This window comes from Actinoplanes sp. CA-142083 (assembly GCF_050942195.1).
GTDB lineage: Bacteria > Actinomycetota > Actinomycetes > Mycobacteriales > Micromonosporaceae > Actinoplanes.
The window spans coordinates 8,627,608-8,651,987 of sequence record NZ_CP192076.1 but is presented as its reverse complement, the minus strand read 5'-3'; the positions used below and the strand labels follow the sequence as shown (position 1 = coordinate 8,651,987).

Annotated in this window: 28 protein-coding genes and 1 riboswitch; of the genes, 19 read left to right on the top strand and 9 right to left on the bottom strand. The window is 70.8% G+C overall.

The genetic code is table 11. The features are described 5' to 3' along the window. Window positions 1-7 precede the first annotated feature (7 nt). The 3 genes from ACQPZX_RS39620 to ACQPZX_RS39610 all read left to right on the top strand — a co-directional run bounded on the left by ACQPZX_RS39620 (window position 8) and on the right by ACQPZX_RS39610 (window position 2,593). The gene (locus tag ACQPZX_RS39620; protein WP_433367438.1) at window positions 8-1,048 is read left to right on the top strand and encodes a hypothetical protein; all 1,041 of its coding nucleotides are present in this window, start codon (window positions 8-10) and stop codon (window positions 1,046-1,048) included. A 40-nt stretch (window positions 1,049-1,088) separates the two neighbouring features. Then, window positions 1,089-1,436 (top strand): MmcQ/YjbR family DNA-binding protein, encoded by a 348-nt coding sequence (locus tag ACQPZX_RS39615; RefSeq protein WP_433367435.1) that lies wholly within the window; start codon window positions 1,089-1,091, stop codon window positions 1,434-1,436. Window positions 1,437-1,870: 434 nt separating this feature from the next. Continuing rightward, window positions 1,871-2,593 carry a hypothetical protein gene (locus ACQPZX_RS39610; protein ID WP_433367432.1) on the top strand — a complete coding sequence of 241 codons (723 nt, stop codon included), beginning with the start codon at window positions 1,871-1,873 and terminating at the stop codon, window positions 2,591-2,593. Here ACQPZX_RS39610 and ACQPZX_RS39605 read toward each other — a convergent pair. Next, the gene (locus ACQPZX_RS39605) at window positions 2,577-3,053 is read right to left on the bottom strand and encodes a nuclear transport factor 2 family protein (protein WP_433367430.1); all 477 of its coding nucleotides are present in this window, start codon (window positions 3,051-3,053) and stop codon (window positions 2,577-2,579) included. The two genes, ACQPZX_RS39610 and ACQPZX_RS39605, sit on opposite strands and share 17 nt — an antisense overlap. Window positions 3,054-3,071: 18 nt before the next feature. Continuing rightward, entirely contained in the window at window positions 3,072-3,434 is a 363-nt protein-coding gene (locus tag ACQPZX_RS39600; protein WP_433367427.1) for a DoxX family protein, read from the bottom strand. 86 nt (window positions 3,435-3,520) lie between these two features. Here ACQPZX_RS39600 and sigJ point away from each other — a divergent pair, with 86 nt between their 5' ends. Beyond that, window positions 3,521-4,381: an RNA polymerase sigma factor SigJ gene (gene sigJ / locus ACQPZX_RS39595; protein WP_433367425.1), complete on the top strand. Its 861-nt coding sequence runs from the start codon at window positions 3,521-3,523 to the stop codon at window positions 4,379-4,381. Between the two features lie 99 nt (window positions 4,382-4,480). After that, the gene (locus ACQPZX_RS39590) at window positions 4,481-4,993 is read left to right on the top strand and encodes a DUF3558 family protein (protein WP_433367422.1); all 513 of its coding nucleotides are present in this window, start codon (window positions 4,481-4,483) and stop codon (window positions 4,991-4,993) included. Between the two features lie 15 nt (window positions 4,994-5,008). Here the strand turns inward: ACQPZX_RS39590 and ACQPZX_RS39585 are convergent, their stop codons facing one another. The 4 genes from ACQPZX_RS39585 to ACQPZX_RS39570 are packed head-to-tail and all read right to left on the bottom strand — an operon-like array spanning window position 5,009 to window position 7,995. Beyond that, window positions 5,009-5,455, bottom strand: coding sequence for a hypothetical protein (locus tag ACQPZX_RS39585; RefSeq protein ID WP_433367419.1), 447 nt, complete (start codon window positions 5,453-5,455; stop codon window positions 5,009-5,011). Between the two features lie 10 nt (window positions 5,456-5,465). Beyond that, on the bottom strand, window positions 5,466-6,569 hold the full coding sequence (locus tag ACQPZX_RS39580) for an epoxide hydrolase family protein (protein ID WP_433367416.1): 1,104 nt from the start codon (window positions 6,567-6,569) through the stop codon (window positions 5,466-5,468). Window positions 6,570-6,583: 14 nt separating this feature from the next. Further along, window positions 6,584-7,402: an LLM class flavin-dependent oxidoreductase gene (locus ACQPZX_RS39575; protein ID WP_433367413.1), complete on the bottom strand. Its 819-nt coding sequence runs from the start codon at window positions 7,400-7,402 to the stop codon at window positions 6,584-6,586. After that, window positions 7,399-7,995 (bottom strand): TIGR03086 family metal-binding protein, encoded by a 597-nt coding sequence (locus tag ACQPZX_RS39570; protein ID WP_433367410.1) that lies wholly within the window; start codon window positions 7,993-7,995, stop codon window positions 7,399-7,401. The genes ACQPZX_RS39575 and ACQPZX_RS39570 overlap by 4 nt, the downstream gene beginning before the upstream one ends. Before the next feature lie 45 nt (window positions 7,996-8,040). On the opposite strand from ACQPZX_RS39570, the gene ACQPZX_RS39565 reads away from it, so the two are divergent. Beyond that, entirely contained in the window at window positions 8,041-8,457 is a 417-nt protein-coding gene (locus tag ACQPZX_RS39565; protein ID WP_433367408.1) for a MarR family winged helix-turn-helix transcriptional regulator, read from the top strand. Here ACQPZX_RS39565 and rnhA read toward each other — a convergent pair. Next, window positions 8,440-8,892: a ribonuclease HI gene (gene rnhA, locus ACQPZX_RS39560; RefSeq protein WP_433367405.1), complete on the bottom strand. Its 453-nt coding sequence runs from the start codon at window positions 8,890-8,892 to the stop codon at window positions 8,440-8,442. The two genes, ACQPZX_RS39565 and rnhA, sit on opposite strands and share 18 nt — an antisense overlap. 109 nt (window positions 8,893-9,001) lie before the next feature. Between rnhA and ACQPZX_RS39555 the strand changes: the two genes are divergently transcribed. The 6 genes from ACQPZX_RS39555 (at window position 9,002) to ACQPZX_RS39530 (ending at window position 14,129) form a co-directional block, all read left to right on the top strand. Further along, window positions 9,002-9,910 carry an ABC transporter ATP-binding protein gene (locus ACQPZX_RS39555; RefSeq protein WP_433367402.1) on the top strand — a complete coding sequence of 303 codons (909 nt, stop codon included), beginning with the start codon at window positions 9,002-9,004 and terminating at the stop codon, window positions 9,908-9,910. After that, window positions 9,907-10,653, top strand: coding sequence for an ABC transporter permease (locus ACQPZX_RS39550; RefSeq protein WP_433367399.1), 747 nt, complete (start codon window positions 9,907-9,909; stop codon window positions 10,651-10,653). The genes ACQPZX_RS39555 and ACQPZX_RS39550 overlap by 4 nt, the downstream gene beginning before the upstream one ends. 86 nt (window positions 10,654-10,739) lie before the next feature. Continuing rightward, window positions 10,740-11,576, top strand: coding sequence for an ABC transporter ATP-binding protein (locus ACQPZX_RS39545; protein WP_433367396.1), 837 nt, complete (start codon window positions 10,740-10,742; stop codon window positions 11,574-11,576). Then, window positions 11,573-12,385, top strand: coding sequence for an ABC transporter permease (locus ACQPZX_RS39540; RefSeq protein ID WP_433367393.1), 813 nt, complete (start codon window positions 11,573-11,575; stop codon window positions 12,383-12,385). Before ACQPZX_RS39545 ends, ACQPZX_RS39540 begins: the two co-directional genes overlap by 4 nt. Continuing rightward, window positions 12,382-13,515 (top strand): sensor histidine kinase, encoded by a 1,134-nt coding sequence (locus ACQPZX_RS39535; RefSeq protein WP_433367390.1) that lies wholly within the window; start codon window positions 12,382-12,384, stop codon window positions 13,513-13,515. The genes ACQPZX_RS39540 and ACQPZX_RS39535 overlap by 4 nt, the downstream gene beginning before the upstream one ends. Further along, window positions 13,512-14,129, top strand: coding sequence for a response regulator (locus tag ACQPZX_RS39530; RefSeq protein WP_433367388.1), 618 nt, complete (start codon window positions 13,512-13,514; stop codon window positions 14,127-14,129). Before ACQPZX_RS39535 ends, ACQPZX_RS39530 begins: the two co-directional genes overlap by 4 nt. A 4-nt stretch (window positions 14,130-14,133) precedes the next feature. On the opposite strand, the gene ACQPZX_RS39525 is transcribed toward ACQPZX_RS39530, so the two are convergent. Next, a complete protein-coding gene (locus ACQPZX_RS39525; RefSeq protein WP_433367385.1) occupies window positions 14,134-14,982 on the bottom strand; it encodes an alpha/beta hydrolase in 849 nt (282 codons plus the stop codon). A 180-nt stretch (window positions 14,983-15,162) separates the two neighbouring features. Between ACQPZX_RS39525 and ACQPZX_RS39520 the strand changes: the two genes are divergently transcribed. Genes ACQPZX_RS39520 through ACQPZX_RS39500 form a run of 5 tightly spaced genes read left to right on the top strand, consistent with a single transcriptional unit; the run spans window position 15,163 to window position 18,451 of the window. Next, window positions 15,163-15,447, top strand: coding sequence for a hypothetical protein (locus tag ACQPZX_RS39520; RefSeq protein WP_433367382.1), 285 nt, complete (start codon window positions 15,163-15,165; stop codon window positions 15,445-15,447). Window position 15,448: 1 nt separating this feature from the next. Further along, on the top strand, window positions 15,449-16,471 hold the full coding sequence (locus ACQPZX_RS39515; protein WP_433367379.1) for an FAD:protein FMN transferase: 1,023 nt from the start codon (window positions 15,449-15,451) through the stop codon (window positions 16,469-16,471). Continuing rightward, on the top strand, window positions 16,468-17,073 hold the full coding sequence (locus tag ACQPZX_RS39510) for a ferric reductase-like transmembrane domain-containing protein (protein WP_433367376.1): 606 nt from the start codon (window positions 16,468-16,470) through the stop codon (window positions 17,071-17,073). The genes ACQPZX_RS39515 and ACQPZX_RS39510 overlap by 4 nt, the downstream gene beginning before the upstream one ends. Further along, the gene (locus ACQPZX_RS39505) at window positions 17,070-18,245 is read left to right on the top strand and encodes an NADH-ubiquinone oxidoreductase-F iron-sulfur binding region domain-containing protein (RefSeq protein WP_433367373.1); all 1,176 of its coding nucleotides are present in this window, start codon (window positions 17,070-17,072) and stop codon (window positions 18,243-18,245) included. Before ACQPZX_RS39510 ends, ACQPZX_RS39505 begins: the two co-directional genes overlap by 4 nt. Next, on the top strand, window positions 18,242-18,451 hold the full coding sequence (locus ACQPZX_RS39500; RefSeq protein ID WP_433367370.1) for a ferredoxin: 210 nt from the start codon (window positions 18,242-18,244) through the stop codon (window positions 18,449-18,451). The genes ACQPZX_RS39505 and ACQPZX_RS39500 overlap by 4 nt, the downstream gene beginning before the upstream one ends. A 7-nt stretch (window positions 18,452-18,458) precedes the next feature. Here the strand turns inward: ACQPZX_RS39500 and phoA are convergent, their stop codons facing one another. Next, a complete protein-coding gene (gene phoA / locus ACQPZX_RS39495; protein ID WP_433367368.1) occupies window positions 18,459-19,817 on the bottom strand; it encodes an alkaline phosphatase in 1,359 nt (452 codons plus the stop codon). Between the two features lie 119 nt (window positions 19,818-19,936). Here phoA and ACQPZX_RS39490 point away from each other — a divergent pair, with 119 nt between their 5' ends. Both ACQPZX_RS39490 and ACQPZX_RS39485 read left to right on the top strand, forming a co-directional pair. Next, the gene (locus ACQPZX_RS39490) at window positions 19,937-21,130 is read left to right on the top strand and encodes a hypothetical protein (RefSeq protein ID WP_433367366.1); all 1,194 of its coding nucleotides are present in this window, start codon (window positions 19,937-19,939) and stop codon (window positions 21,128-21,130) included. Window positions 21,131-21,358: 228 nt separating this feature from the next. Beyond that, window positions 21,359-21,438, top strand: a riboswitch (cyclic di-GMP riboswitch). A 127-nt stretch (window positions 21,439-21,565) separates the two neighbouring features. Then, window positions 21,566-24,355, top strand: coding sequence for a Calx-beta domain-containing protein (locus tag ACQPZX_RS39485; RefSeq protein ID WP_433367364.1), 2,790 nt, complete (start codon window positions 21,566-21,568; stop codon window positions 24,353-24,355). The last annotated feature ends 25 nt before the right edge of the window (window positions 24,356-24,380 follow it).

Below are 24,380 nucleotides of genomic sequence, written 5' to 3'. Positions count from 1 at the left end.
CGAGCCCATGACCGCTCCAGGCAACTCGGCTCTGGTCTTCACCCTGCTTGCCGTCTTCCTGGCCTGCTCCGGCTACGCCGCCGGCCGCCTCCACCAGCGATACCAGATGGAGCGCGACCGCGAGGAGGCCTACCGCGACGGCTACGACACGGCCACCCGAAGCATCTTCAGCCTGGCCGCCCGCCTGGTAGCCCCCCGCCGAGGCACCCGCCCCACGCCTCGCCCGGTCGTCGACGGCGCCCTCGTGCCCGAGCCTTCCGCCCTCCCCGCCGAGGCCGTTTCCGCGGCGGAGGCCCTCGCCGATCCTGCGCTCATAGCGCCCGCTGCTCTCTCGAGTCCAGCGCTTGCCGATCCCGCTCTCGCAGATCAGTCCGCGCCCGTTCCGGCCTGGACCACCCCGGCTTCCGACTCAGTCGACGCACCGATGTTCTGGCCCGACCTGAGCCCCTCCGACCCGAAACCCAGCCCCGGCCCCGGCCCCAGCCCCAGCCCCAGCCCCGGCCCCGGCCCCAGCCCCGGCAACGCCCGCTTGCTCCGCCGCGCAGGCATACCCGGCGCCTCACCCGTGCCGCCACCCCGCCGCGCGCCCACATCCTCGCCACACGACGCCGCCTCACTGGGTTTCCCCGTCCCACCGCGCCCGCCCTCCCGCGTAGTCGGCGAACCAGCCGCCTACGGCGGCGTCGTCTACCGCCCCTTTCCCGACCCACGCCTGATCGGCAACGCCGAGCCGCTGCCCGCCGACCGCGGCTCCTACCGCATGGCGCGCCCGCCCTCGCCGACGCCGTCACCAGAGCCCGCCTCCGAGGCTGCGTCGCACCCGGCGCCGCACCAGTCGCCCGACGTCGAGCCCGCGCCGGACCACTCCGCTGTCGCGTCCTCCTCGTCGGGCCGCCACACGGTCCCGGAAGAGCTGGTCCAGGCGGAGACCTATCGTCTGCCGCCCGACCGGGTGTTCCGGGCCAAGGTCCCCGAACCCGCCGAGCACCCCGCCCTGACCGAGGAATCCACCACACGCCTCTGGGTCCCGAAGCCCCGCCAATCCTGACCGCCGGAAAAATGTCATACCCGGGGCGTAGGTTCCCCGCATGGTCACCGTCGATGACGTGCGCGAGGTCTGCCGAGACCTCCCGCGCAGCGAGGAGCATCTGATACGCGACCGCGTCAAGTTCCGGGTCGGCAAGATTGTCTATGTCGCCTTCTCCCGGGACGAGACGGTCATGGGCTTCGGCTTCCCCAAGGAGGAGCGCCTGGCCCTGGTCACCGCCGACCCCGGCACCTTCCACCTCCCACGCGCGTCCGACCTCCGGTTCAACTGGGTGCAGGCCTGGATGTCCGAGCTGGACGAAGATCAGATGACCGAGCTCGTCCTCGACGCCTGGCGCATGGTCGTACCCAAGAAGGTCTGGTCCGCCTACCTCCCTCGCCTGGCGTAACACAAGCCTCGTCCGGCGTGCCGCGACCCCGGTGCGGGCGCGGCCGGCCGACGAAAGGCGCTCCCGCACCCCCGATCGTGGGATGGCTCGCGCTCGGCGCCCACGTGTTCAGTGAACCCATGCGCAAGATCTCGCAGGCCAGCCTGAGGCGCGTGCAGACCAGCCTCAGACGCGTGCAGGCCGGCCTCAGGCACCTGCCGGCCAACCTCGGGCGTCTGCGGCCCAGCCGCTGGGGCTCACCGGCTGACCTTGGGCGCCCGCAGGCGGGCCTCAGGAGTCGGCCTGCCGGCCATGGGCGTCTGCCGGGCTGGCTCGGGCGTCTGCCGGCCCGGTTCAGGAGTCGGCCGGCGAGCTTCGGGCGCCTCCCGGCCGGCCTCGGGCGCCTCCCGGCCGGCCTCGCGCGCCGGCCGGTCCGGTGGAGCGCCTTCGTCGCCGTGCTTCTCGTTCTGGTGGGCGGCGGCGTCGGGATCGGCCTGGCCACCGCCGGAGGCAAGCCCGAACCCGTGAGCGCGCCGGCCACCTCGAACACCGACCCGCCGACGCCGCCCGCGGATGCCGCCACGCCGGACGTCACGGAACCGCCCGGCGCGGCCACCGATGACGACTCTGCGACGTCCGACGACGATGCGTCCGACGATGATGACGAGGACGCGTCCGACGATGAGGACGCTGACGAGGACGCTGACGACGAGGACGCTGACGACGAGGACGCCTCCGACAGCGACGACGAGGACGCCTACGACGACGATGATGAGGACGCCTCCGACAGCGACGACGCGACCGACGACGACTCCTCGAGTGACGCCGACAAGGACTGTCGCACCACCAAGTACATCCCCACCGAGGCGATGGCCTTCGAGCAGGACGGCGACCGCGTGCGGATCTGGCGCGACTACAGCTACGGCTGGCGGATCAACTACCGGGTCAACGGCGGCGAAACCTACTACGTCGACGTCCAGAAGCAGCTCCTGAAGGGCAACACCCCGGGCATCTACGGCACCGACGTCGACGACGGCGACTTCACCGTCAGCGTCGTCTCCAAGCTCGGCACCGGCATCTGGAACGGCGAGGTCACCCTGACCCAGACCAAGTTCAAGATGGTCCTCAACGTCTGCGGCGACTGGGAGTACGTGGAGGGCTTCACGAACGTGTGGTAGGCACCTCCACCGGGATCTCGGGCACGTGCGGCGAGCCGTTGAGCGGCGTCGTGTCGGCGTACTTGATCTCATAGGACCGCTCGACGAAACGCCAGCCCTCCTCGGTCCGGCGGTAGCGATCGTGGTAGATCGCGTAGTTCTGGTGGGAACTGCCGTCCTGGAAGCGGCCCAGCTCGGCGACGTAGGCCCGCCCGATCGCGGTGTCGCCGTCCACGATGATCGTGCCCGGGTGGGTGTTCTGGATGAAGAACTCCCACTGGGCTTGCATCCGCTCGAGCCCGACCCGGATTCCCTCGCGCGTCACCAGCTCGATGTTGGCCTGCGGGATGCGCCAGACGGCGTCCGGCACGAACAGCGCGGCCAGCCGGTCGTAGTCGCGCATCGCGCCGGCGTCGGTGAACTCCCCTCTCAACGCGTCGATCTCGAACCGGTCCAGGACGTTCTGCAGGTTGATACTCATGGATCTACTCCCAACAAGTCAGACGAAAAGGGCCCACGCCACGAAGGCGGACAGGCCGAGGAAGACCGCGTTCACCGCGAGCGGCTGCATCTCGTGCCGCCGCACGTGGGTGACGATCGCGCCGGCCATCAGCAGCGCCAGGCCGGTCGCGGCCAGCGGCGCCAGCACCGGCGCGATGTCGAGCGCGGCGGGAACCACCAGGCCGACGGCCGCGAGGATCTCCAGGACGCCGATGGCCTTCACCGACCGGTCGCTGAACTGCCCGGCCCAGGCCATCCCGGAGGCGACCAGCCGCTCCCGCGACCACATCAGCTTCAGCACGCCGCTGCCCAGGAATGCCGCCGCCAGCACCCCGGCGAGGATCCAGAGGAATATGTTCATACGGACCTGACGAGACAGCGCCGCCGAATGTCAGGCGACCTCACAAATGGAGTCCCTGTCTCGTCGACATGAGTATGGAACGAGGCATGAGCGAACGCCGACAGCTGATCAACGTGGCCTACCGGCTGCTCGGGTCGCTCGCGGACGCCGAGGACGTGGTCCAGGAGACGTACGCGCGCTGGTATGCCCTCACCCCGGCGCAGCGCGACGAGATCGAGTCGCCGCCCGCCTGGATGACCCGGGTCGCGAGCCGCATCTGCCTGGATCTGCTCGGGTCGGCCCGCGTGCGGCGGGAGCGCTACGTCGGCGAGTGGCTGCCCGAACCGGTGCCCGACGAGTGGACCCCGGCCGACGCCGCCGACCCGGCGGACCGGATCACCCTCGACGAATCGGTCAACATGGCGTTCATGGTCGTGCTCGAGTCGATGACCTCGGCCGAGCGGGTCGCGTTCATCCTGCACGACGTCTTCCGGTATTCGTTCGCGGAGGTTGCCGAGGTCGTCGGCCGTACTCCCGCCGCCTGCCGCCAGCTCGCCTCGTCGGCCCGCCGGCGGGTCCGCACCTCGCCCGCGCCCGCCGCGACGCCACCCACCCGGGCCGGCGCGGTCGTCCGCGACTTCAAGGAGGCCTGGCAGGCCGGCGACATCAACGCTCTGGTCGCGCTGCTGGATCCGGATGCCCGCGCGGTCGCCGACGGTGGCGGCCTGGCTGAGGCCACCCTCCACCCGATCACCGGCGCCGAACAGATCGCCCGCGGGCTGCTGACGATCCTCGCCAAGCTGGGGGACATGCGGATGCTGGTCCGCACGGTCAACGGCCGGCCCGGCCTCGTCCTCGAGCAGGACGGCGTCATCGGAACGGTCATGGCCTTCGACATCGCCGGCGACCGCGTCACCCGGATCTGGGCGATCCGCAATCCCGAGAAACTGCGTCCCTGGAAAGGCTGAAACTCTCCCGCCTGCGGGTCATTTCGCGCCGCCGCGCATTGGCCGCGGCGGGGTGAGGCGGAAACCTGGGCACACCAGCGGAATGTGCCAGGGAGGAAAATGAAGGGCCTTTGTTTTGCCGGGCTCGGACTGCTCGTCGCGGTCGGCGGTTGCGGCTTCTCCGGCGGGGGCGGCGGCGAGCATGCGGCGGCGGCCGCGACCGTACGGCCGTCCGCGGTCAGCGGTCTGGGCTCCGTCAAGGATTCCGGCGACATCCCGGATCCGTGCACGCTGCTCAGCCGGGAGGACGTCCTGTCGCTCACCGGCCGGGCGATCACCCAGGTCGATGAGGACGGCGGGTCGGCCGGCGACACCACGCGGTTCTGCCAATGGCAGCAGGACGGCGGCCAGCTGGCGCTGTTCCTGTCGCGCACGACCAAGGACGATTTCGAAACCGCCGTCGAGGGCGCCGAGCCGGTCAAGGACGTCGGCGAGAGCGCGTTCCAATTGGCCGGGCATCTCTACGTGCTCTACGGCAGCGTGCAGATCGACGTCTATTCGCGCGGCGGTTCCGATGAGCAGAACCTCACCGACGCCGAGGAGGTCGTCGAAGCCGTGATGCCGCGCATCTGAGTGCGGTAAGAAGGGTCAGCCGCCCGGGCAGACGTCGTTGCTGCCGCTGTGAACCTGGCAGGGCGGGTTGGGGTCGGGCACGCGGCGCATCTGGCGGGCGTGGTCGCCGGCTATGTGGGACTCGCGGACCACGAGCGCGCTCGGCGCCAGCAGCAGCACGAGCAGCACCGCGCACGCCCAGCGCAACGCGCGCCGGGGCAGGAAAACGACACCCGCGGCCGGCAGGGCCAGCATGGCGACCGCGCCGACGTTGAGCATGGTGGCCCGGTGGTCGAGGTCGTCGGCCGTCGGCGTCTCTTTGAAGAGATGGTTGATCGCGCCGTCGGGGAGGAGCCCCACCAGCAGGTCGGGCTCGACGAAATACATGGCCAGCGCGACCACGCCCAGCACCGCCAGCACCAGCGCGGCGATCGCGAAGCCCTGGGAGAGCCGCCCCCGCGTATCGTCGTCGGCTGATGTCATGGGCGACACCTTACGGAAACCGGGCCGGCCAGGCTGCCCGTATCTCCGCGACGAAGAGCCCGGGCTGCTCGAGCGCGGCGAAGTGCCCGCCGCGGGCCGGCTCGTTCCAATAGCGGATGTCGGGGAACCGCCGCGCCGCCCACCGCCGCGACGGCCGCGGATTTTCGCGCGGGAAGACCGAGCAGGCGGTCGGCACCCGGATGACGTCGGTGGCGCCCTCCCGGAACAGCGTCTGCACCTCGGCGAAGCTCTCCCGGTAGAGCCGGGCCGCGGAAGCCCCGGTCGCCGGCAGCCAATAGAGCATCAGGTTGTCGAGGAACCTGTCGCGGTCGACCTCGCCGTCGGCCCAGGCGTGGAACTTCTCGGCGATCCAGGTGCAGAGGGCCGCGGGCGAGTCGACCAGCGCGTAACCGATCGTCTGCGGCCGCGTCGACTGCACGAACGAATAGCCGTCGCCGGAGGCGGCCGCGCTCAGCTCGTCGATCGCGGCCCGCTCGGCGTCGGTGAGATCGTCGAGCGTCGCCGGGTCGGGCGCGACCAGCGGCGGCATCAGGTGGATCCCGATCAGCCGGGACGGATGCCGTGCCCCGAGCGCCGCGCTGACGCTCGTGCCCCAGTCGTGCCCCTGCGCGATGAAGCGGTCATATCCCAGCCGCGTCATCAGCACGGCCCACGCGTCCGCGATGCGCTGCACCGTCCACCCCGGACCCACCGGCTTGCCGCTGAACCCGTAACCGGGCAGCGACGGACACACCACGTGAAAGGCCGGCTCACCCGGCGACGGGTCGGCCAGCGGCCCTGCCACCTCGGCGAACTCGGCCACCGACCCCGGCCACCCGTGCGTCAGCACCAGCGGCATCGCATCGGCCCGCGGCGATCGCACATGCACGAAGTGGATCGCCAGCCCGTCGATCACCGTGCGGAACTGCGGATGCCGATTGAGCCGCTCACCCGCCGCCGCGAAGTCATAGCCGTCCGCCCAATAGGAGCAGAGCCCTTTCGCGTACGCCAACGGCGTCCCCTGTTCCCATCCGGGCGTCGTCGCCTCCTCCGGCCATCGGGTGCGCCGCAGCCGCTCCCGCAGGTCGGCAACGGCCGCGTCATCGACCACCACCCGGAACTCGCTGATCAAAGCGAACCCCCGGGCGGTCCGGCCGCGATGCGGGCGCGGATCTCGGCCATGCGCTCGGCGGAGTGGTGGGGCATCTCCCAGCGCGTCTCCATCCACCACGTGCAGCCCGCCTCGGACCACGGCGTCACCAGCTCCACGGCCCGGGCCGGATCGTCGGCCGGCGTCTCGCCCTCGGCGAGGATGTCCATCGTGGACGGCGCGCCCTGCGCCGCCAGCCAGGCGCGGATCTCCCGGATCGCGTCGGTGCTCGGCGCGTGGCCGGGGATCACGCCGTCGCAGCGCAGCACCCGGCGCATCGATTTGGGGCGGGGCCACACCGCCACCACCCAGATGGGGATGCGCTCCTGCACGGGACGGGCTACGTCGCCCAGGTCGTCGCGGTCGGTCTCGTATTGATAGTGGGCGCCCGAATACGTGCGCGCGCCGGACCAGAGGGCCCGGATCAGGTCGATGCCCTCGTCCATCATCTCGGCGCGCAGGCGCAGGTCGGTGGGCTCGCCGGTGACGGGCAGATCGGTGGTCAGCGCGCCGACCCCGATGGCCAGGACGGCCCGGCCGTTCGAAAGCTGGTCGAGCGTGGCGACCTGGCTTGCCACCTTCCACGGGCGGCGCCATGGCAGGGGTGTCAGCATCGTGCCGAGGCGGACGCGGGTGGTGCGGGCGGCCATCGCGGCGAGCAGCGACCAGGCATCGACGCCATAAGCCGCCTCCCACACGAAGACGCCGTCCCACCCCGCCTGCTCGGCGAGAACTGCCAGCTCGAGCTGCTCGCCGGCGGTGCCGCCGGGGAGGATCACACCGAACCGTAGGGTCATGCGTCCTTGCTATCAGCACCCACCGACAATTTCCGGCCGAGCAGCAGCAGGATCTCCGCGAGCGGGTCGGCCTCCGCGGGAACCGGCAAAGCGGGCGCGAAGGCGGCGCCGGGCGCGAGGCGGGCCGGGCCGTCGGGAACCGCGCGGGCGATGGGCAGCGTGGCCGCCAGCACGGACGCGTCCACGGAATACGGCCGGCCGAGCGAGGTGGCCACGTCCCAGCCGTGCACCACGTAGTCGACCAGGTGGAAGCCGATCGCGAGGCGGCCGGGGAAGGAAGCGCCGAAGTCGGGCAGCTCGAACGTCCGGTCGAGGGCGCCGGGAGCCGCGAAGGCGGCCAGGACCAGGTCGGCGGACGCCGCGTAGTCCCGTACCGAAAAAGGCGTCAAGGACCAGGCGGCAAGGTCGCCACCGTGACCCGACGCCGCCGCGGCAAAGCCGCGATGTTGCGCCGTCATGTGCGTGAGCAGCGCACCCAGGTCCCACTCCGCGCATGGGGTCGGCCGGGACAGGTCGGCGGCGGTGATGCTCGCGACGAGCTGGACGGTCTTGCGGACGGCTAGGGCGTCAAGAGCGATCAAATCTGTAGGCATACGCTTATCATCTACATGAGCTTACGATTTGGCAAGCGGAGGAGGATGCCGGATGTGGCGGAGACCGAGCGGGCCGATCTGGGTGCGATGGTGATGCGGCTGGGGCGCCGGCTGCTCGCCATGGAGCAGCCGATCCTCGAGCACCATGGCGTGAGCATGTGGGCCTACGTCGTGCTGACCGCGCTGCGCGACGGGCCGGCCCGCGCGCAGGCGACCCTCGCGGCGGCGATCGGCGCCGACAAGACGCGGCTCATCCCGATCCTCGACGACCTGCAGCGACGCGGCCTCATCGAGCGCGATCCCGACCCGGCCGACCGGCGCGTGCGCCTGCTGCAGCTCACGCCGGAGGGCCGCCGGCTGCAAAAGGCGATTCAGAGCGAAATAAGAAGTGCGGAAGAAACGATCTTGGCAGAAACAGCGGATCGCGCGGCGTTCATCAGGGCGCTACAGGCGCTTTCCTAGGGCCTCGGAAAGACCGCGGGCGGCCAGCCGGTCCGCCCGCTCGTTCTCGGGATGGCCCGCGTGCCCCTTCACCCAGTGCCACTGCACGTCGTGCCGGCGCACCGCCTCGTCCAGGCGCTGCCACAGGTCGACGTTCTTGACCGGCTGCTTGGCCGAGGTCAGCCATCCGTTGGCCTTCCACTTCGGGAGCCACTTCGTGATCCCGTCCCGCACGTAGATGCTGTCCGTGTACAGCTTGACCGTGAGCGGCGCGCGGGTCAGCGCCTCGAGCGCGCTGATCGGCGCCATCAGCTCCATGCGATTGTTGGTGGTGGAGTCGGCCGTGCCGCCGCACATGTCCTTCTCCCGGCCGCCGTATCGCAGCACGGCGCCCCAGCCGCCGGGCCCCGGGTTGGGCACGCACGCCCCATCGGTGTAGATCTCCACCACGGTCATGCGAGCACCCTACCGACGGGGGAGAGTGAGGTCGGCCATCGGCGGGGCCGCCCTCAGCGGGGTGTCAGCGGCCGGCACGTAAGGTGGCCGGGTCGGAAGGGGCCAGCGGGTGAGTGACGGCGCGGTCGAGGTGTCGGATGTCGTCGTGCGCTACGGCGCCAAGACCGCCGTCGGCGGCGTGTCGCTGATGGTCCCGCGCGGCCGTGTCCTAGCCCTGCTCGGGCACAACGGCGCCGGCAAGACGAGCCTGCTGCAGGTGTGCGAGGGTTTCCGCCCGCCCGACCAGGGGACCTGCCGGGTGCTCGGCCTCGACCCGATCGCCGATCACGACGCGCTGATGCCGCGCCTGGGCATCATGCTGCAGTCCGGCGGCTTCTACCCGTGGGCGACCGTCGGCGAGCTCCTGCAGCTCTACGCTTCCTTCTCGGCCAACCCGATAGATCCGGACATGCTGGCGGAGCGCCTCGGGCTGCACAAGACGGCCAAAACGCGGTTCAGGCGGCTCTCCGGCGGCGAACAGCAGCGGCTGAGTCTCGCGGTGGCGCTGATCGGCCGCCCCGAGCTGGTCTTCCTCGACGAGCCCACCGCCGGCATGGACACCGAGGCCCGGCACACCACCTGGCAGCTGATCGAGGAGCTGCGGGCCGACGGCGTGAGCGTCCTGCTCACCACCCACCTGCTCGACGAGGCCGAGCGCCTCGCCGACGACGTCGTCATCATGCGAGAAGGTCAGGTGGCGGCAACCGGCACGCCGGGCGAGCTCACGGCCGCGGCGGGCATAGACCTTCTGGAGGTACGGGCCGACCCGGGCCTCCAGCCCACCCTCCCGTTCAAGGTCGCCGAGACCTCACCGGGCGAGTACACGATCACCGGCTCCCTGGATGCCGCCGCGATCGCCGAGGTCCTCGCGTGGTTCGCCCGTGCCGGCGCCCAGGTCACCGCCGTGAACACCCGCCGGCGCACGCTCGAAGACGTCTATCTGGCCCTCACCGTGGGCAAGGCGGGAGCCGTCCGATGACCACCTTCGCCCCCGCGCCCGCGCGCAACACCACCAAGGCGATCCTCCGCAGCCAGATCCGCATGGAGCTGATCCTCACCGCCCGCCGCGGCGAGGCGGTCGTGCTCGCCATGGGGGTTCCGCTGCTGGTCCTGCTGGGCGCCGGCCTCACCGACGTCACCAACGTTCCCGGCGGCGACCGCCTGGCGTACGTGGTTCCCGGCGTCCTCGCGCTGACGGTCATGTCGACCGCGTTCACCGGACAGGCCATCACGACCGGGTACGAGCGCAGCTACGGCGTCCTCAAACGACTCGGCGCCTCGCCGCTGACCCGGCCCGGACTGCTCTTCGCCAAGACCGCCGCGGTCCTCGCGCTGATCGTCGTGCAACTGCTGGTGCTGGCCGCGGTCGGCGTGGCCGTCGGCTGGCATCCGCATGCCGGCCAGCTTCTCCCCGCGCTCGGCGTGACGGTGCTGGCGACCGCGGCGTACAGCGGCCTGGCCCTGCTGCTCGCCAGCGTGCTCAAGCCCGAGACCACGACCGGCCTGGCCACGCTGATCTACGTGCTGATGCTGGCGGCCGGCGGCATCATGTTCGCCGCGCCCGGCCAGATCGCCGAGTTCCTGCCGCTGGCCGCGCACGCCGAGGCGCTGCGCGCGACGCTCTCGCACGACCAGCCGGTGCCGCTCGGCTCCTGGGCCGGCCTCGCCGTGTGGGCCGCGGTCTGCGTCGTGGCGGCGGCAAAGAAGTTCCGCTGGGAGTAAGACCCGCTGTCCATCGATCGGTTGACAACCGCTGACCGTCGCGCGGTCGTCCCGCGCGACCATGGTCGACCAGCACGATCAGATCCATGGACGCCATTGAAGTCAGGGGACTTCGCAAGACATACGGATCCAGCGAGGCCGTCCGCGGCATCGACCTCACCGTCACCCGCGGCGAGGTGTTCGCGCTGCTCGGCCCGAACGGCGCCGGCAAGACCACGACCGTCGAGATCCTCGAGGGCCACCGCCGGCGCAGCTCCGGCGAGGTCCGGGTGCTCGGCGACGACCCCGGCACGGCCGGCCGCGCCTGGCGGGCCCGCATCGGCGTCGTCCTGCAGGACGCGGACGACGCCGCCGACCTGACCGTCGCCGAGATGGTCGGGCACGTGGCCGGCTTCTACCCCGATCCGCGCCCGGCCGACGAGGTGATCGAGCTGGTCGGGCTCACCGAGAAGAAGCGCAGCAAGATCCGTCAGCTCTCCGGTGGCCAGCGCCGCCGGGTGGACGTGGCGCTCGGCATCGTCGGCCGGCCCGAGCTGCTCTTCCTCGACGAGCCGACCACCGGCTTCGACCCGGCGGCCCGCCGCCAGTTCTGGGACCTGATCCGCGACCTCGCCGCCGAGGGCACCACGATCCTGCTGACCACCCACTACCTGGAGGAGGCCGAGGCCCTGGCCGACCGCCTCGCGGTGCTGGCCGGCGGCCGGATCGTGGCCGAGGGCACGCCGGCGACGCTGGGCGGCCGCGCGGCCGCGGGGGCCAACGTCAGCTGGCTCGAGAACGGCGTCACCAAGACCGAGCAGGTGGCCGACCCCACCGACCTGATCAAGCACCTGATCAAGATCGAGGCCGATCTGAAGAGCCTCACGATCACGCGACCGACCCTCGAAGACGTCTACCTCAGCCTGATCGGAGCCGGTCGATGACCACCGCCGCCATCCTGCCGTCGACCGCGATGACCGGCCTCTCCCGCGGCCGCGTCGAGGTCCTCCAGTTCCTCCGGGACCGCACGGCCGTCATCTTCACCCTCGCCTTCCCCGCGATGCTCCTGCTGCTGTTCGGCACGATCTTCGGGGACTCCTACGACGAGACCGGCGTCAGCGCCAGCCAGGTCTACAGCGCCAGCATGATCGCGTACGGGATTCTCAGCACCGCCTTCGTCACGATGGGCTCGGGCGTGGCGATGGACCGCGAGGACGGCACCCTGAAGCGGCTCCACGGCACACCGATCACTTCATCGGCGTACATCATGGGGAAGTTGATTTTGGTGTTGGTCCTGGGCGTCGCGGAGGCCGCCTTCCTGATCCTGGTCGGCATCGTGGTGTTCGACATGCCGGTGCCGGATGCGGCGCACTGGGTGACGTTCGCCTGGCTGTTCCTGCTGTCGACCTTCGCCTGCACGGCCTGCGGCATCGCGGTCAGCGCGATCGTCAAGCACGCCCGCACCGCCGGCGCGATCCTCAACGTGCCGCTGGTGGCGCTGCAGTTCATCTCGGGCGTCTTCATCCACCCGATCACCCAGCTGCCGTCCTGGCTGATCACGGTGGCGTCGATCTTCCCGGTCAAGTGGATGAGCCAGGGCTTCCGCTACGTGTTCCTGCCGGACAGCATGAAGCAGTACGAAGCGGCCGGGCAGTGGGAGCTGGGCCGGACCGCCTTGGTGCTCGGCGCGTGGTGTGTGATCGGATTGGTGCTGTGCCTGGCGACGTTCCGATGGACCGAGAAGGATCGGTGACCGTCGGCGAGGCCCACGTGCGTTACTCACAGTGGTGGGAAGCGTTCTTCGGAGTGGTCGCGGTGGCGGTGGCCGCCGCGATCCTCTTCAACGACAGCAACCCGCTGTGGCGCCGGCTGGTCGCGGTCGGCGCCATCGCCGTGATGGCGATCCTGCATCTGGTGATCGGCCGGCGACTTGTGCGGCGCGATGTCGAGTCGGTCTACCTGGCGATCGTCCAGATCGTCCTGTTCGCTGTGGCGGCCGCGGCCATCCCGTTCGCGACCTGGCTGCTGTTCGCGATGATCCCGATGATCTTCATGCTGACCGACCTGAAGAAGGCCATCCCGCTGGTCATCGTGGTCAACCTCGTGACGCCCGCGATCGACGTCTTCCAATCGCCGGAGAGCCTGCGGGCCGACCTGATGATCGCGCTGATCTCGGGCGCCGCCGGCATCTGGCTGGGCTTCTGGATCATCCGGGTGATCGAGCAGAGCATGGAGCGCGGCCGGCTGATCGCCGAGTTGGAGGCCTCGCGGGCCGAGGTGGAGCGCCTGTCGCACGAGGCCGGGGTGGCGGCCGAGCGGGCGCGCCTGGCCGGCGAGATCCACGACACCCTCGCGCAGGGCTTCACCAGCATCATCACGCTGCTCCAGGCCGCCGACCCGGCGCTGAGCGACGAGCGACTGGCGCTCGCGGTTCGCACCGCGAAGGAAAACCTGGCCGAGTCGAGGGCCCTGGTCGCCGCGTTGGCGCCGGCTGCGTTGTCCGAGGGGTCACTTCCCGATTCCGTACGCCGTCAGGCGGCGCGCTTCGCGGAGGAGACAGGCACGCCGGCGACCGTGCGCGTGACCGGTGACGAACGTGCGCTGCCGACGAAGGTGGAGGTGGTGCTGTTGCGCGCGGCCCAGGAGGCGCTGACCAACGTCCGCCGCCACGCCCAGGCGCGGGAGGCCGCGGTGCTGCTCGCCTATGCTCCGGCGTCGGTGCGGCTCGTGGTGCGCGACGACGGCCGCGGTTTCGACCCGGCGGCGGCCGACGGCTTCGGGCTGAACGGGATGCGCGCCCGCGCGGCCCAGGTGAGCGGCACGCTGACCGTGCGAAGCGACCCCGACACGGGCACGACGATCGAGTTGGAGGTGCCGGCGTGATCCGGATCCTGCTGGTTGACGATCACCCGGTGGTGCGCCACGGCTTGCGCGGCATGCTCGACGCGGAGCCCGACCTGACCGTCGTCGGCGAGGCCGGCTCGGGTGACGCGGGTGTTTCCCTGGCCGCCACGGAACGGCCCGACATCGTGCTGATGGACCTGCGCATGCCGGACGGCGACGGGGTTTCGGCGACCGAGCGCATCCTCGCCACCGTGCCCGGCGCCAAGGTGATGGTGCTGACCACTTACGAGGCCGACCGCGACATCCTGCGCGCCATCGAGGCCGGCGCCTGCGGCTACCTGCTCAAGGACGCCTCGCCGGCCGAGCTCGCCGACGCCGTGCGGGCCGCCGCCCGGGGCGAGACCGTGCTCGCCCCGAGCGTCGCGTCCACTTTGGTGCGTCAGGTGCGCCAGCCGGCGCCGCCGGCCCTGTCGTCCCGCGAGACCGAGGTGCTGCGGCTGGTGGCGAGCGGCCTGACCAACGCCGACATCGGCAAGCAGCTGTTCATCTCGGAGGCGACCGTCAAGACCCACCTGCTGCGGGTCTTCAACAAGCTGGACGTGGCCGACCGCACCGCCGCGGTGACCACGGCGATGCGGCACGGCCTGCTGTAAGCCCTTACCGCTCGGAGTGCCGCTGCACGAAGGCCAGCGCCGTGTTCGCGACCTCGAGCCAGCCGCTGTCGATCGTCAGCGAGTGCCCGCGGCCGGGGATGCTCGCGAACTCGGTCACGCCGCTGTTCTTCTGCTGGATCTTGTAGTTGGCCTCGGAGATCGCCGGCGGGACGGTGTGGTCCCGCTCGCCCGAGATGATCAGCATCGGCCCGCGGTACGCGTTCTCGTGGTCGACCTTGACCTCGCTCCACGGGTTGAAGTTCGCCACCGCGCCCTGGAAGAGCGGCGCGCCCGGGGCCGGGACGGCGAACTCCTCGTACAGCTTGTGGGCCTCCTCCTCGGTGACGGCGTTGGCGAACGCGTACCGGAACTGCTCGAAGGTCAGCGGGATCGCCTTGCGGTAGTTGGCCGGGTTGGAGAGCACCGGCCCGGCCGAGCGCAGCGTCGAGATCGGCAGCGGCAGCACGCCCTGGAACGGCGCCGCGTCGATCGCCACGGTCGCGTTGGACAGGCCACGCCCGGCGAGGATCTCGGCGAGCAGTCCGCCGAACGAGTGCCCGATGATCGCCGGCTGCTTGTCGAGCTTGCCGATGATCTCGGCGTAGTGGTCGGCGACCTGGCCGACGGTCTTGCCCGCCATCACCTCGGGGTGCGCGTTGGCCTCGGCGACGGTGTCCGGGTCGTCCGGCCAGCCGGGCGAGAGCGGCGCGTAGCCGGCCGCCCGGAACACCTCGGCCCAGCGGTCCCAGCTGCTCGGCAAAAGCCAGAGCCCGTGGATGAACACGACCGGGGTGAGGCCGGTGGCGTTGGCCTGCTCGATGTCGTCGAGCGTGTGCTGCGGAATCTCGGACATTGTGGACTTTCCCCCTTGATCTCTTTGCTTCGAGGATCAACTTAAGGACGCGGACGCCCTCGCCGATACCGTCATTCGACCTACTTCTCGTTTCACAGGGATTGCGAAGGATCGGCACAGGCCTTCGCGAGACCCCGCACGCAGGATTCCTTTCGTCGTCAACGAAAGGGGGATCCACGCATGAAGCGGGAGATCGGACTGCGACGGACGTCGCTGATCACCGGCGCCCTGGTCGCGGCGAGCGTGGCCGGCACGGTAGTGGTCGGCGTGGCCGCCCACGCCGCCGACACGGCCGCCGACTCGGCCCAGACGTCCACCTCATCCACGACATCCACCACCTCCGACGATTCGTCCTCGTCGTCTTCGTCCTCGTCCTCGTCGAGCGATTCGTCGTCTTCGGGTGATTCGCCCACGCTCTCCTCGGGCGGCGACAGCGGCGGCCAGGCCACCTCGGGGGGTTCCTGACATGCCGCTGATCGAGACACTGCCGATCGGCGCCGACACCGCGCAGTGGCCCGTCTGGGGCACAGTCGCCCGGATCGTCGTCACCGACCCACGCCGCCTCCCCGAGGCGACCGACCTGGTCAAGGCCGAGCTCGCCGCCGTGGACGCCGCCTGCAGCCGCTTCCGCGAAGACTCCGAACTACGCGCGGCCTGCCGCTCCGGCGGTCGCCCGGTCGCGGTCTCCCCGCTGCTGGCGCACTTGGTGGCCGCCGCCCTCGAGGCAGCTCGCGAGACCGACGGCGCAGTCGACCCGACCGTGGGCGCCGCCCTGTGCGGCCTCGGCTACGACCGAGACTTCGCAGCCCTGACCGGCCGGGAGGTAGCGCCCGCGGTGCGCGTCTTCGCCACCCCCGACTGGCGAGCCGTGCGCCTGACTCGCATGCCGCCGATCGGGACCAACTCGGCGGGCGCCGACCTGGCGGGCGCCGACCTGGCGGGCGCTGAGGTGGCGGGCGCTGAGCTGACCGTGCCCGAAGGGGTGCTGCTCGACCTGGGCGCGACTGCGAAGGCGGTAGCAGCCGACCGAGCCGCCGCCCGGGTCGCCGAGCGGCTCGACGTGGGCGTGCTGGTCGCGCTGGGCGGCGACATCGCCACCGCGGGCCCAGCCCCAGCGGGCACCGCATTCTCCGGCGGCACCGCCCTGGGCAGCGGCTGGCGGGTCCTGGTTCAGGACCGTCCCGGCGATCCCGCGCAAACCATCCTTCTCCCGCCCGGCGCCGCCCTCGCCACCTCGAGCACCGCCGGCCGCACCTGGGGCCGCCCCGGCGAACTGCTGCACCACATCGTCGACCCCCGCACCGGCCGGCCCGCGCCGACCGTGTGGCGGACCGTCTCCGTGGCCGCCTTCAGCTGCCTGCGGGCCAACACCCTCAGCACCGCCGCGATCGTGCGTGGCCACGCCGCTCCCGACCTGCTCGGCCGGGTGCCGAGCCGGCTCGTCACGCCGGACCTCGACGTGCTGCGGCTGGGCGGGTGGCCGTCGTGACCGACGCGCTCTGGTATTTCGCCCGCGGCTCGGGTGTCGTCTCGCTCGTGCTGCTCACGGTCGTGGTCGCGCTGGGCATCGGCGCCAGGTCCGGCAAGCCGGCCTTCAACCTGCCCCGCTTCGCGGTCAGCCTCCTGCACCGCAACGCGACCCTGCTGGCGGTCGTCTTCCTGGCCGGCCATGTGATCAGTCTGCTCTTCGACCCGTACGCCCAATTGCGCCTTTTTGACCTGATAGTGCCCTTCGTCGGGAACTATCGTCCGGTCTGGCAGGGCCTCGGCACGCTCGGATTCGATCTCCTGGTCGCGATCGTGGTCACGAGCCTGCTGCGCCACCGCCTCGGCGCCCGGGCCTGGCGGGCGGTGCACTGGCTGGCCTATCTGTGCTGGCCGGTCGCGCTGCTGCACGGTCTCGGCACCGGATCCGACAACGGCGCCTGGTGGCTCTGGACGATCTCCCTGACCTGCGCCGGCGTCGTCGTTGCCGCCGTGGCCTGGCGCCTCTCGCCGGCTTTCGCCCGTTTCCCGGCCCGGAAGGAGCGCCGCGTGGCGCCCCGGCTCCAGCCAAAGACAACGCCAGAGCTCGAGGAGATCTCCCGATGACCTGCGTGACCGAAGCGCCCAGCCACCTCCTCGCCGGCGACGGCAGCCTCGACGGGCACCTGGCCCGCCACGGCCGCCTCCCGCTGCTCGACGGCAGCCAGATCGTCGGGATGGCCCGCGACTCCGGCCTGACCGGACGCGGCGGCGCCGGCTTTCCCCTCTGGCGCAAGCTCGCCGCCGTGACCGAACCGGCCGTGGTGATCGCCAACGGCGCCGAGGGCGAGCCGGCCAGCGCCAAGGACCGCCTGCTGCTGACCCGCCAGCCCCACCTGGTGCTCGACGGCCTGCACCTGGTCACCCGCGCGACCCGCGCCCGCGCCGCCCACCTCTACGTCCCCCTCGCTCTGCACCACGACTTGCGCGAAGTCCTCGCCGCCCGGCGCGGCGCCGGCCTCGACTCGCTGCCGGTCACCCTGACCGCTGCTCCCGACGCTTTCGTGTCGGGCGAGGAGACCGCCGCGGCATCCGCGATCGCCGGCGGCGGCGCCACGCCCGCCGACAAGCGCGTCCGGATCGCCGCGACCGGCACGCTCGTACAGAATGTCGAGACCCTCGCCCACCTGGCCCTGATCGCCCGCTATGGCCCCGGCTGGTTCCTCGCCGCCGGCACCGCCGACGAGCCCGGCACCTTCCTGGCCACGGTCAGCGGCGCGGTCGCCCGGCCCGGCGTGATCGAGGCCGGCTACGGCGTGCCGCTCGGCGACCTGATCGCCGCGGCCGGGGGAGCGACCGCCGATCTGCAGGCGCTGCTGGTCGGCGGCTATCACGGCGGCTGGGTGCCGGCCGACCCCACGCTTCCGGTGAGCCGGCGGGCGCTCGCACCCTTCGGAGCGTCGCCCGGCGCCGGTGTCGTCGTCGCCCTGCCCACTCATGCCTGCGGCCTCGCCGAGACCGCCAAGATTGCCGGCTATCTCGCCGACCAGGTCGCGGGGCAGTGCGGCCCGTGCGTCAACGGACTGCCCCGCATGGCTCAGACGCTGCGGGAGCTCGTCGCCGGGCGGGGCCGTCCGGCCGAGGTCGAGCGCCTCGCGCGCCTGGTGACCGGCCGGGGCGCCTGCCGTCATCCGGACGGAACCGCCCGGCTGGTCCTCAGCGCGATGCGCGCCTTCGAAGCCGACGTCGCGGCGCACCTCGCCGGTCGCTGCCTGGCCACCGCCGGAGGTTGGCGATGAGTCGCCTGCACATCGACTGGACGGCCTGCGACGGCCGCGGCGTCTGCACCGAGTTGCTCGAGGAGATGCTGGTCGAGGACGACTGGGGCTACCCGGTCGCCCGCGACAGCCGGACCGAGCCGGTGGTGCCGCCGCCCCTGGAGGCAGCGGCGAAGCAGGCGGTGGATCGCTGCCCGATGCTCGCGCTCCGCCTGCTCCGCCGCTGACCGGGTGTTACTTCAGACCCAGGGCCCGCTTCATGGTGAAGAACAGGTCGGTCTGGTTGGTCACGCCGAGCACGTTGGCCGCCTGCGGGCCGCCGGCGGCGATCCGCACCTCGGTGCCGGTGTGCTGCTGCGAGCCGGTGATCTCCGCGGTGGCGTAGCTGATCGTCATGTTGGCGTTGTCCGCCGTGATCAGCGTGGCCGTGTAGCCGAGCGTGGTGGTCTCCACGATCTGGCTGGTGTGGCCGTGGTCGGCGGTGACGACCACCAGGGTGTCCGGGTGCGAGCGTTGGTAGTCGAGGACCTTCTTGATCGCGGCGTCGAACGCCACGGTCTCGCCGATCTGGCCGCACGGGTTGGCGGCGTGGTCCTGCTTGTCGATCGAGGCGCCCTCGACCTGCAGGAAGAAGCCCTTGTGGCTACCGCGGGTCTGGTAGTCGAGCACGTCCAGGGCCTTCGTGGTCATGTCGACCAGGTGCGGCTGCGTGGCCGTGCGGGCGGTGTTCACCGCGCACTTGGCCGGCGCGGTGCCGGTCTTGGTCGGGGTCGGGCCCACCCACTCCAGATCCATGTTGTTCTTGGCGAAGGCGCCCAGGATCGGGCCCTTCCTGCTCGCGGCGGACAGGCCGGCCGCGTCGGTGACGATCTGGTAGCCGTTCACCTGCGCCTGCTGCGCGACCGTCAGGCCCTTGTACTTGCCGGCCTTCACGGTCTGGTCGAAGAACTGCTTGCCACCGCCCAGCAGGACGTCCGGCTTGGTCTGCACGAGCTGCTCGGCGATCGAGCCGGCCCCGCCGTTGACCTTGTCGTTGACGGCGCACTCGGCCATGGCGTCCGGGCCCTTGCAGTTCCGGCTGATCACGTGCGAGCCGAGCACGGCCGGCGTGGCGTCCTGCAGCTCGGCGGTCGAGACGTCGCCGGTCTTGTAGCCGGCCGCCTTGGCCAGCTCCAGGATCGTCGGGATCGGCTTCTCGCTCGGCAGCACCGAGATGGCGCCGTTGTAGGTCTTGTGCCCGGTCGCCCAGCCGGTGCCGGACGCGGCCGAGTCGGTCACGTACTCCGGCAGCGCCGGGTTCGCCTTCTGCACCGCGTAGGTGGTGTACGCGCCGGTCAGCGGCAGCTTGTCCATGGCCAGGCGCCCGTTCGCGCCGACCTGGTAGTTGCGGGCGATGGTGATCTCGCTGTCGCCCATGCCGTCACCGATGAGCAGGATGACGTTGCGCGCCTTGCCGCCCTGGATGGCGTGCTTGGCGGCCTGGGTGCGGTCCTGGTGCGCGTCGGAGGCCAGCGCGACCGTAGGCGCCGCGACGAACGCGGTCGCGGCCAGCGCCAGCGCGATGCGCCCACGACGGGAACGCAGAACATTCATGGATGCGCACTCCAATACCAGTGAATTATCGGTCACCCCCACGCCACCATTCACAGGTTTCTTTCAGATGGATCTAGGTCGACGTGTCGGCGAACTCACCCGCCTTCTAGGATCTGTCGATGGCTCGGGTGGGACGCGTGGCGCGGCTTGCAGCCGCGATCATCATCGGCGTGGTCGCGCTGGTCGCCGCGGTCCGGCTGGTCGCTCCCGCACAGACCACTGATTCCGTACGGCGTCAGCAGACGTTCCTGCGTGCCGCGCTGGAGGACGGCGCCGCCACCCGCGCGCAACAGCAGTTCCCCGAGGGCTACTTCTTCTCGTACGCGCTCTACGGCCTGACCGCCGTCAACCTCGGCGACCTCGACGAGGCCCGCTGGGCCCTGACCCACCTGGACTCGCCCACGGCACGTGAGCCCTTCGACGCCGGCCTCAGCCCTCAATACGGCGTCTTCTACCGGGGCTGGCTCAACTACCTGCGCGGCGCCATCCTTTCCCTGCAGCCGCGCGGCACCGCCGACCCCGCCTTCGACAGCGACTCCGCCGACCTGGCCGCCGCCTTCGACGCCTCGCCGGTTCCGTTCCTGGCCGCCTATCCCGGTCAGGCCTGGCCGGTCGACTCCACGGTCGCCATCGCCTCGCTGGCCCTGCACGACAAGCTGCGGCCCCCTCGCTACGGCGCCACGATCACCCGCTGGCTCTCCGGCGTACGCGTCAACCTCGACCCCGCCACCGGCCTGATGCCACACACCGCCGACGTCGACACCGGCGCTTTCACCTCGGGCGCCCGCGGCACTTCCCAGAGCATCATCCAGCGATTCCTGCCGGAAATAGACAGTCAGTTTGCCCGCGACCAATACTTGACATTTCGGACAAAATTCCTTTCAAGGCCTTTAGGTCTGGGACCGGCCATCCGGGAATATCCGCACGGAATCTCTGGCCCCGCCGATGTGGATTCCGGCCCACTTCCCCTTGGCATCTCTTTCTCCGCAACAGTCGTCACCCTCGGCGCCGCTCGCATGCAGGGCGACCGCTCCCTGGCTTCCGGCCTGGCGAACTTCGGCGAGGTCCTGGGCGTCCCCTTGGACACCCTTCACACCCGCCGCTACGCCCTCGGCGTGCTCCCCATCGGCGACGCCTTCCTGGCCTGGTCCAAGTCCACCCGCCCGCTGGCCGGGCCCGCCCAGCCGGCCCCGCCCGCCGCCCTCTCCTGGTGGTGGCGCACCCCATTGCTGCTGCTCTTCCTCTTGATCGCCGCCGCCCCGTGGCTGCCCGCATTCATCCGCCGCCGCCGCGCCGCCCGATCCGCCCCCTGAGCGCCGGCGATTATCCGTCGCCGCCACGTCCCTTGATCCCTTTTCGGAAATCCGAGGATGTGCGCTGCGGCACCTTGCCCGGATTTAAGCCGGAAAAATGCGTTCCGCCGGTAACGCCGTTATATGCCGGTTAGATTACGGAAGGCGCGGCCTCATGCCCGATGTTGTCGGGCATTTGCGCTGCTGGAGCCGGACATCCCCGGCGCCCCGAGCCGCCCTCAGGTGCGGTACCCGAACAGGCAAACCCGCGGCAACGCGGGGACGCAAAGCTAGGGGCCTCCCCCGACGGAGGCAGCCCAGCCGCCGAAGGAGAAAGAAAGCATGCGCTATCGAGAAGACCATGCGGCCAGAAGCGGCTGGGTTCCGCTTCCGCTGCGTGGTTCAAGGCCGGCACGAGCGGTCCTGACGACCGCCGTCGCCGCCGCAATCGGCTTCGTGCCAGCGGTCTTCGTGGCTTCGCCCGCTCAGGCCGCCACGGTTGCCGCGTCGTATTCGGTCGCGAACGCCTCGGCAACCGAGGCCGGAACAATCACCTTCACCATCACGCAGGCGGCACCGGGCGCCGGTAACGACGTCGCCGCTGAGGACGTGGCCATCGCGCTCGGCGACGTCACGACGTCGGCGGGCGACCACGGCGCGCCCAGCCCGGCGAGCGTGCACTTCAACGCGAACGCATCGAACGTCACGCAGACCATGACGTTCACGGTGGCGACCACGGCCGACACCACCGACGAGGCCGACGAGACGTTCAGCGTCACGCTCACTCCGAACAACGGCGGCTCGGCCACCGGCGGCACGGGCACGATCATCGATGATGACAACCCGACCTACACCCTCACCGCCGCGCCGAGCACGGTGAGTGAGTCGCTGTCGGCCGGCAGCCGCCACGCCACCATCACGGCGACGCTGGCCACGGCCGCCGTCGGCACCGTGACCATCCCGGTCTCGACGCTGGACGGCACCGCGAAGGCCGGTGAGGACTACACCGCGCTCAGCGGAACCATCTCGATCACCAACGGCAACACGACCGGTACCGCTCAGGTGGACGTCATCGACGACAACATCGATGAGCCGGACATCCAGAGCTTCACGGTCAACGGTGCACCCGGCACCGGCGTGACCGGCACGCAGTCGGTCACGGTGAACATCTCCGACGACGACGCCCCGCCGGTCATCAACATCGCCAGCGGCGGCACCGTCACCGAGGGCTCGCCCGCGCCGTTCACGGTCACCCTGACCGGGCGTTCGGAGCAGACAGTCACGGCGAAGTACGACACCTCGGACGGTCCCGCGGCGGCGCCGTCTCACGGCATTGCCAAGGCGGGCGCCGACTACACCGCCGCCGCTGCCGCTACGGTGAGTATCCCGCCGCTGGCGACCGCGCCGACGACGCCGCTCACCATCGCGACGCTCGGGGACAACACGGACGAGGTCAGCCCCGAGGACTTCTCGGTCACGCTGTCCCAGCCGACCAACGCCAGCCTCGGCGTTTCGGCCACGGCTGTCGACGGCATCAACGACAGCGGCACGGCCTCTCCGCCGCAGGTCGTTCTCTCGCCGATGCAGATCGACGAGGGCAGCGCCACCACGCCGCGGGCCCGCACCTTCAGCGTGAAGCTGTCGAAGGCGTCCGGTCGCGAGCAGAAGGTGCACTACGCCGTCGCCGGCGGCACCGGTAACGGTGGCCTCATCGGCGCCGCGACCGCAGGCCAGGACTTCGTGACCACCAGCGGCGACCTTACCTTCGCCCCCGGCGACACGGAGAAGACCTTCACGATCGACGTGATCGGTGACGCTGTCGACGAGGACGACGGCGAGAACATGGCCGTCACCCTCACCGACGTCAACAGCACCGCGCTGTCGGCCGGCCAGTCCCTCGGCACCAACCAGGTGCTGATCAAGGACGACGACGCGAAGCCGGTCATCAGCCTCGCGCAGACCAACATCGCCATGCCGGAGGGCAACGGTTACTCCGCCGCTCTCTTCCAGGTGAACCTCTCGAACCCGAGCACCCACATCATCGACTGGGACGTCAACTACGCCACCCCCGACGCGGGTACGGCGCAGGAGAACCTTGCGGCGCTCGGCAGCGACGACTACGACCTGATGACGGATCCCGGCTCGAACCCGCAGTCGATTCCGGTCGGTGCGACCTCGGGCTACGTGCTGATCCTGGTCAAGGGCGACACCGTCTTCGAGGCCGACGAGACCGCGAAGTTCACGGTGTCCCTGACCGCCGGTGAGACCGACGCAACCGGTGGTCCGCTCAACGCCACGCTGACGCTCACCAACGACGACACGGCGCCCGTCCTCGTGGTCGACGCCAAGAACGTCAAGGAGGGTGACAACGTCGCGCTGACCGGCGTCACGGAAGGTTCCGCGCAGGGTGCAACCGTGCTCAACCTGACGCTCGCGGGCAAGAAGAACGGCACCGCCGCGGCCGCCCAGGCCAACGACTTCTCGCCGGCTTCGTTCCTGGTGAACGTCGCGGCCGGAACGGCGAACGGTGCCACGGTCAGCATCGGCAACCTCCTTATCGCCGATGACACCACGTCCGAGCCGGACGAGGCGATCGAGATCTCCGGTACCGGCTTCGCCGGCAGCGGTTCGGTCAAGCCGGGCTTCGTCACGATCGCGGCCAGCGACGGCGGCAAGCCGGGCGAGCCCGGTGGTCCCGGCGAGCCCTCGGGCAAGCTGACGATCTCGGCGCCGAAGAACATCCTCGGTGCGGTTGCCGTGCCGATCACGGGCAAGGCGCCGGCCGACAGCACTGTCGACCTCTGGTCCGCTCCGATGGGCGGTGGTGGCGAGCTCAAGAAGATCCTCTCCACCAAGAGCGACAAGGACGGCAACTACTCGTTCTCGCGCTGGATCGGTGAGGGCACCCGCTTCGGCGTGGCCTCCGGCGAGGACAAGACCGACGAGGTCATGGTCACCGTCACGCAGAACCCGGTCTTCGTGGCCAGCTCGCCCTCGAAGGGCACGCTGAGCCTCGCGGTCCAGGGCAACCCGCGTGGCCCCGGCCAGACCGTCATCGTGCAGCGCGCGGTGAACGGTGCGTGGGTCAACGCGTGGCGCGGCACCACCGGCAGCGACAACATCTGGCGTGGTAGCGCCAAGATCGCTTCCGGCACCGTGGTGACCGTCCGGGCCTTCGTCGCCGGCTACACGCCGGACGGCCTGGCCCCGGGCTACACCGCCGCCAAGAAGATCACCATCAAGTAAGTACCACCTGACCGAACGAAGGCGG

What these genes read in the sequence shown, in the direction of transcription:
- ACQPZX_RS39490 (WP_433367366.1), top strand. Translation starts at nt 19,937, where the DNA reads ATGGCTCGGGTGGGACGCGTGGCGCGGCTTGCAGCCGCGATCATCATC.
- ACQPZX_RS39540 (WP_433367393.1), top strand. Translation starts at nt 11,573, where the DNA reads ATGACCACCGCCGCCATCCTGCCGTCGACCGCGATGACCGGCCTCTCC.
- ACQPZX_RS39565 (WP_433367408.1), top strand. Translation starts at nt 8,041, where the DNA reads ATGCCGGATGTGGCGGAGACCGAGCGGGCCGATCTGGGTGCGATGGTG.
- ACQPZX_RS39585 (WP_433367419.1), bottom strand. Translation starts at nt 5,455, where the DNA reads ATGACATCAGCCGACGACGATACGCGGGGGCGGCTCTCCCAGGGCTTC.
- ACQPZX_RS39605 (WP_433367430.1), bottom strand. Translation starts at nt 3,053, where the DNA reads ATGAGTATCAACCTGCAGAACGTCCTGGACCGGTTCGAGATCGACGCG.
- ACQPZX_RS39600 (WP_433367427.1), bottom strand. Translation starts at nt 3,434, where the DNA reads ATGAACATATTCCTCTGGATCCTCGCCGGGGTGCTGGCGGCGGCATTC.
- ACQPZX_RS39570 (WP_433367410.1), bottom strand. Translation starts at nt 7,995, where the DNA reads ATGCCTACAGATTTGATCGCTCTTGACGCCCTAGCCGTCCGCAAGACC.
- ACQPZX_RS39590 (WP_433367422.1), top strand. Translation starts at nt 4,481, where the DNA reads ATGAAGGGCCTTTGTTTTGCCGGGCTCGGACTGCTCGTCGCGGTCGGC.
- ACQPZX_RS39505 (WP_433367373.1), top strand. Translation starts at nt 17,070, where the DNA reads ATGACCTGCGTGACCGAAGCGCCCAGCCACCTCCTCGCCGGCGACGGC.
- ACQPZX_RS39575 (WP_433367413.1), bottom strand. Translation starts at nt 7,402, where the DNA reads ATGACCCTACGGTTCGGTGTGATCCTCCCCGGCGGCACCGCCGGCGAG.
- ACQPZX_RS39550 (WP_433367399.1), top strand. Translation starts at nt 9,907, where the DNA reads ATGACCACCTTCGCCCCCGCGCCCGCGCGCAACACCACCAAGGCGATC.
- ACQPZX_RS39520 (WP_433367382.1), top strand. Translation starts at nt 15,163, where the DNA reads ATGAAGCGGGAGATCGGACTGCGACGGACGTCGCTGATCACCGGCGCC.
- ACQPZX_RS39525 (WP_433367385.1), bottom strand. Translation starts at nt 14,982, where the DNA reads ATGTCCGAGATTCCGCAGCACACGCTCGACGACATCGAGCAGGCCAAC.
- ACQPZX_RS39545 (WP_433367396.1), top strand. Translation starts at nt 10,740, where the DNA reads ATGGACGCCATTGAAGTCAGGGGACTTCGCAAGACATACGGATCCAGC.
- ACQPZX_RS39500 (WP_433367370.1), top strand. Translation starts at nt 18,242, where the DNA reads ATGAGTCGCCTGCACATCGACTGGACGGCCTGCGACGGCCGCGGCGTC.
- ACQPZX_RS39620 (WP_433367438.1), top strand. Translation starts at nt 8, where the DNA reads ATGACCGCTCCAGGCAACTCGGCTCTGGTCTTCACCCTGCTTGCCGTC.
- sigJ (WP_433367425.1), top strand. Translation starts at nt 3,521, where the DNA reads ATGAGCGAACGCCGACAGCTGATCAACGTGGCCTACCGGCTGCTCGGG.
- phoA (WP_433367368.1), bottom strand. Translation starts at nt 19,817, where the DNA reads ATGAATGTTCTGCGTTCCCGTCGTGGGCGCATCGCGCTGGCGCTGGCC.
- ACQPZX_RS39615 (WP_433367435.1), top strand. Translation starts at nt 1,089, where the DNA reads ATGGTCACCGTCGATGACGTGCGCGAGGTCTGCCGAGACCTCCCGCGC.
- rnhA (WP_433367405.1), bottom strand. Translation starts at nt 8,892, where the DNA reads ATGACCGTGGTGGAGATCTACACCGATGGGGCGTGCGTGCCCAACCCG.
- ACQPZX_RS39515 (WP_433367379.1), top strand. Translation starts at nt 15,449, where the DNA reads ATGCCGCTGATCGAGACACTGCCGATCGGCGCCGACACCGCGCAGTGG.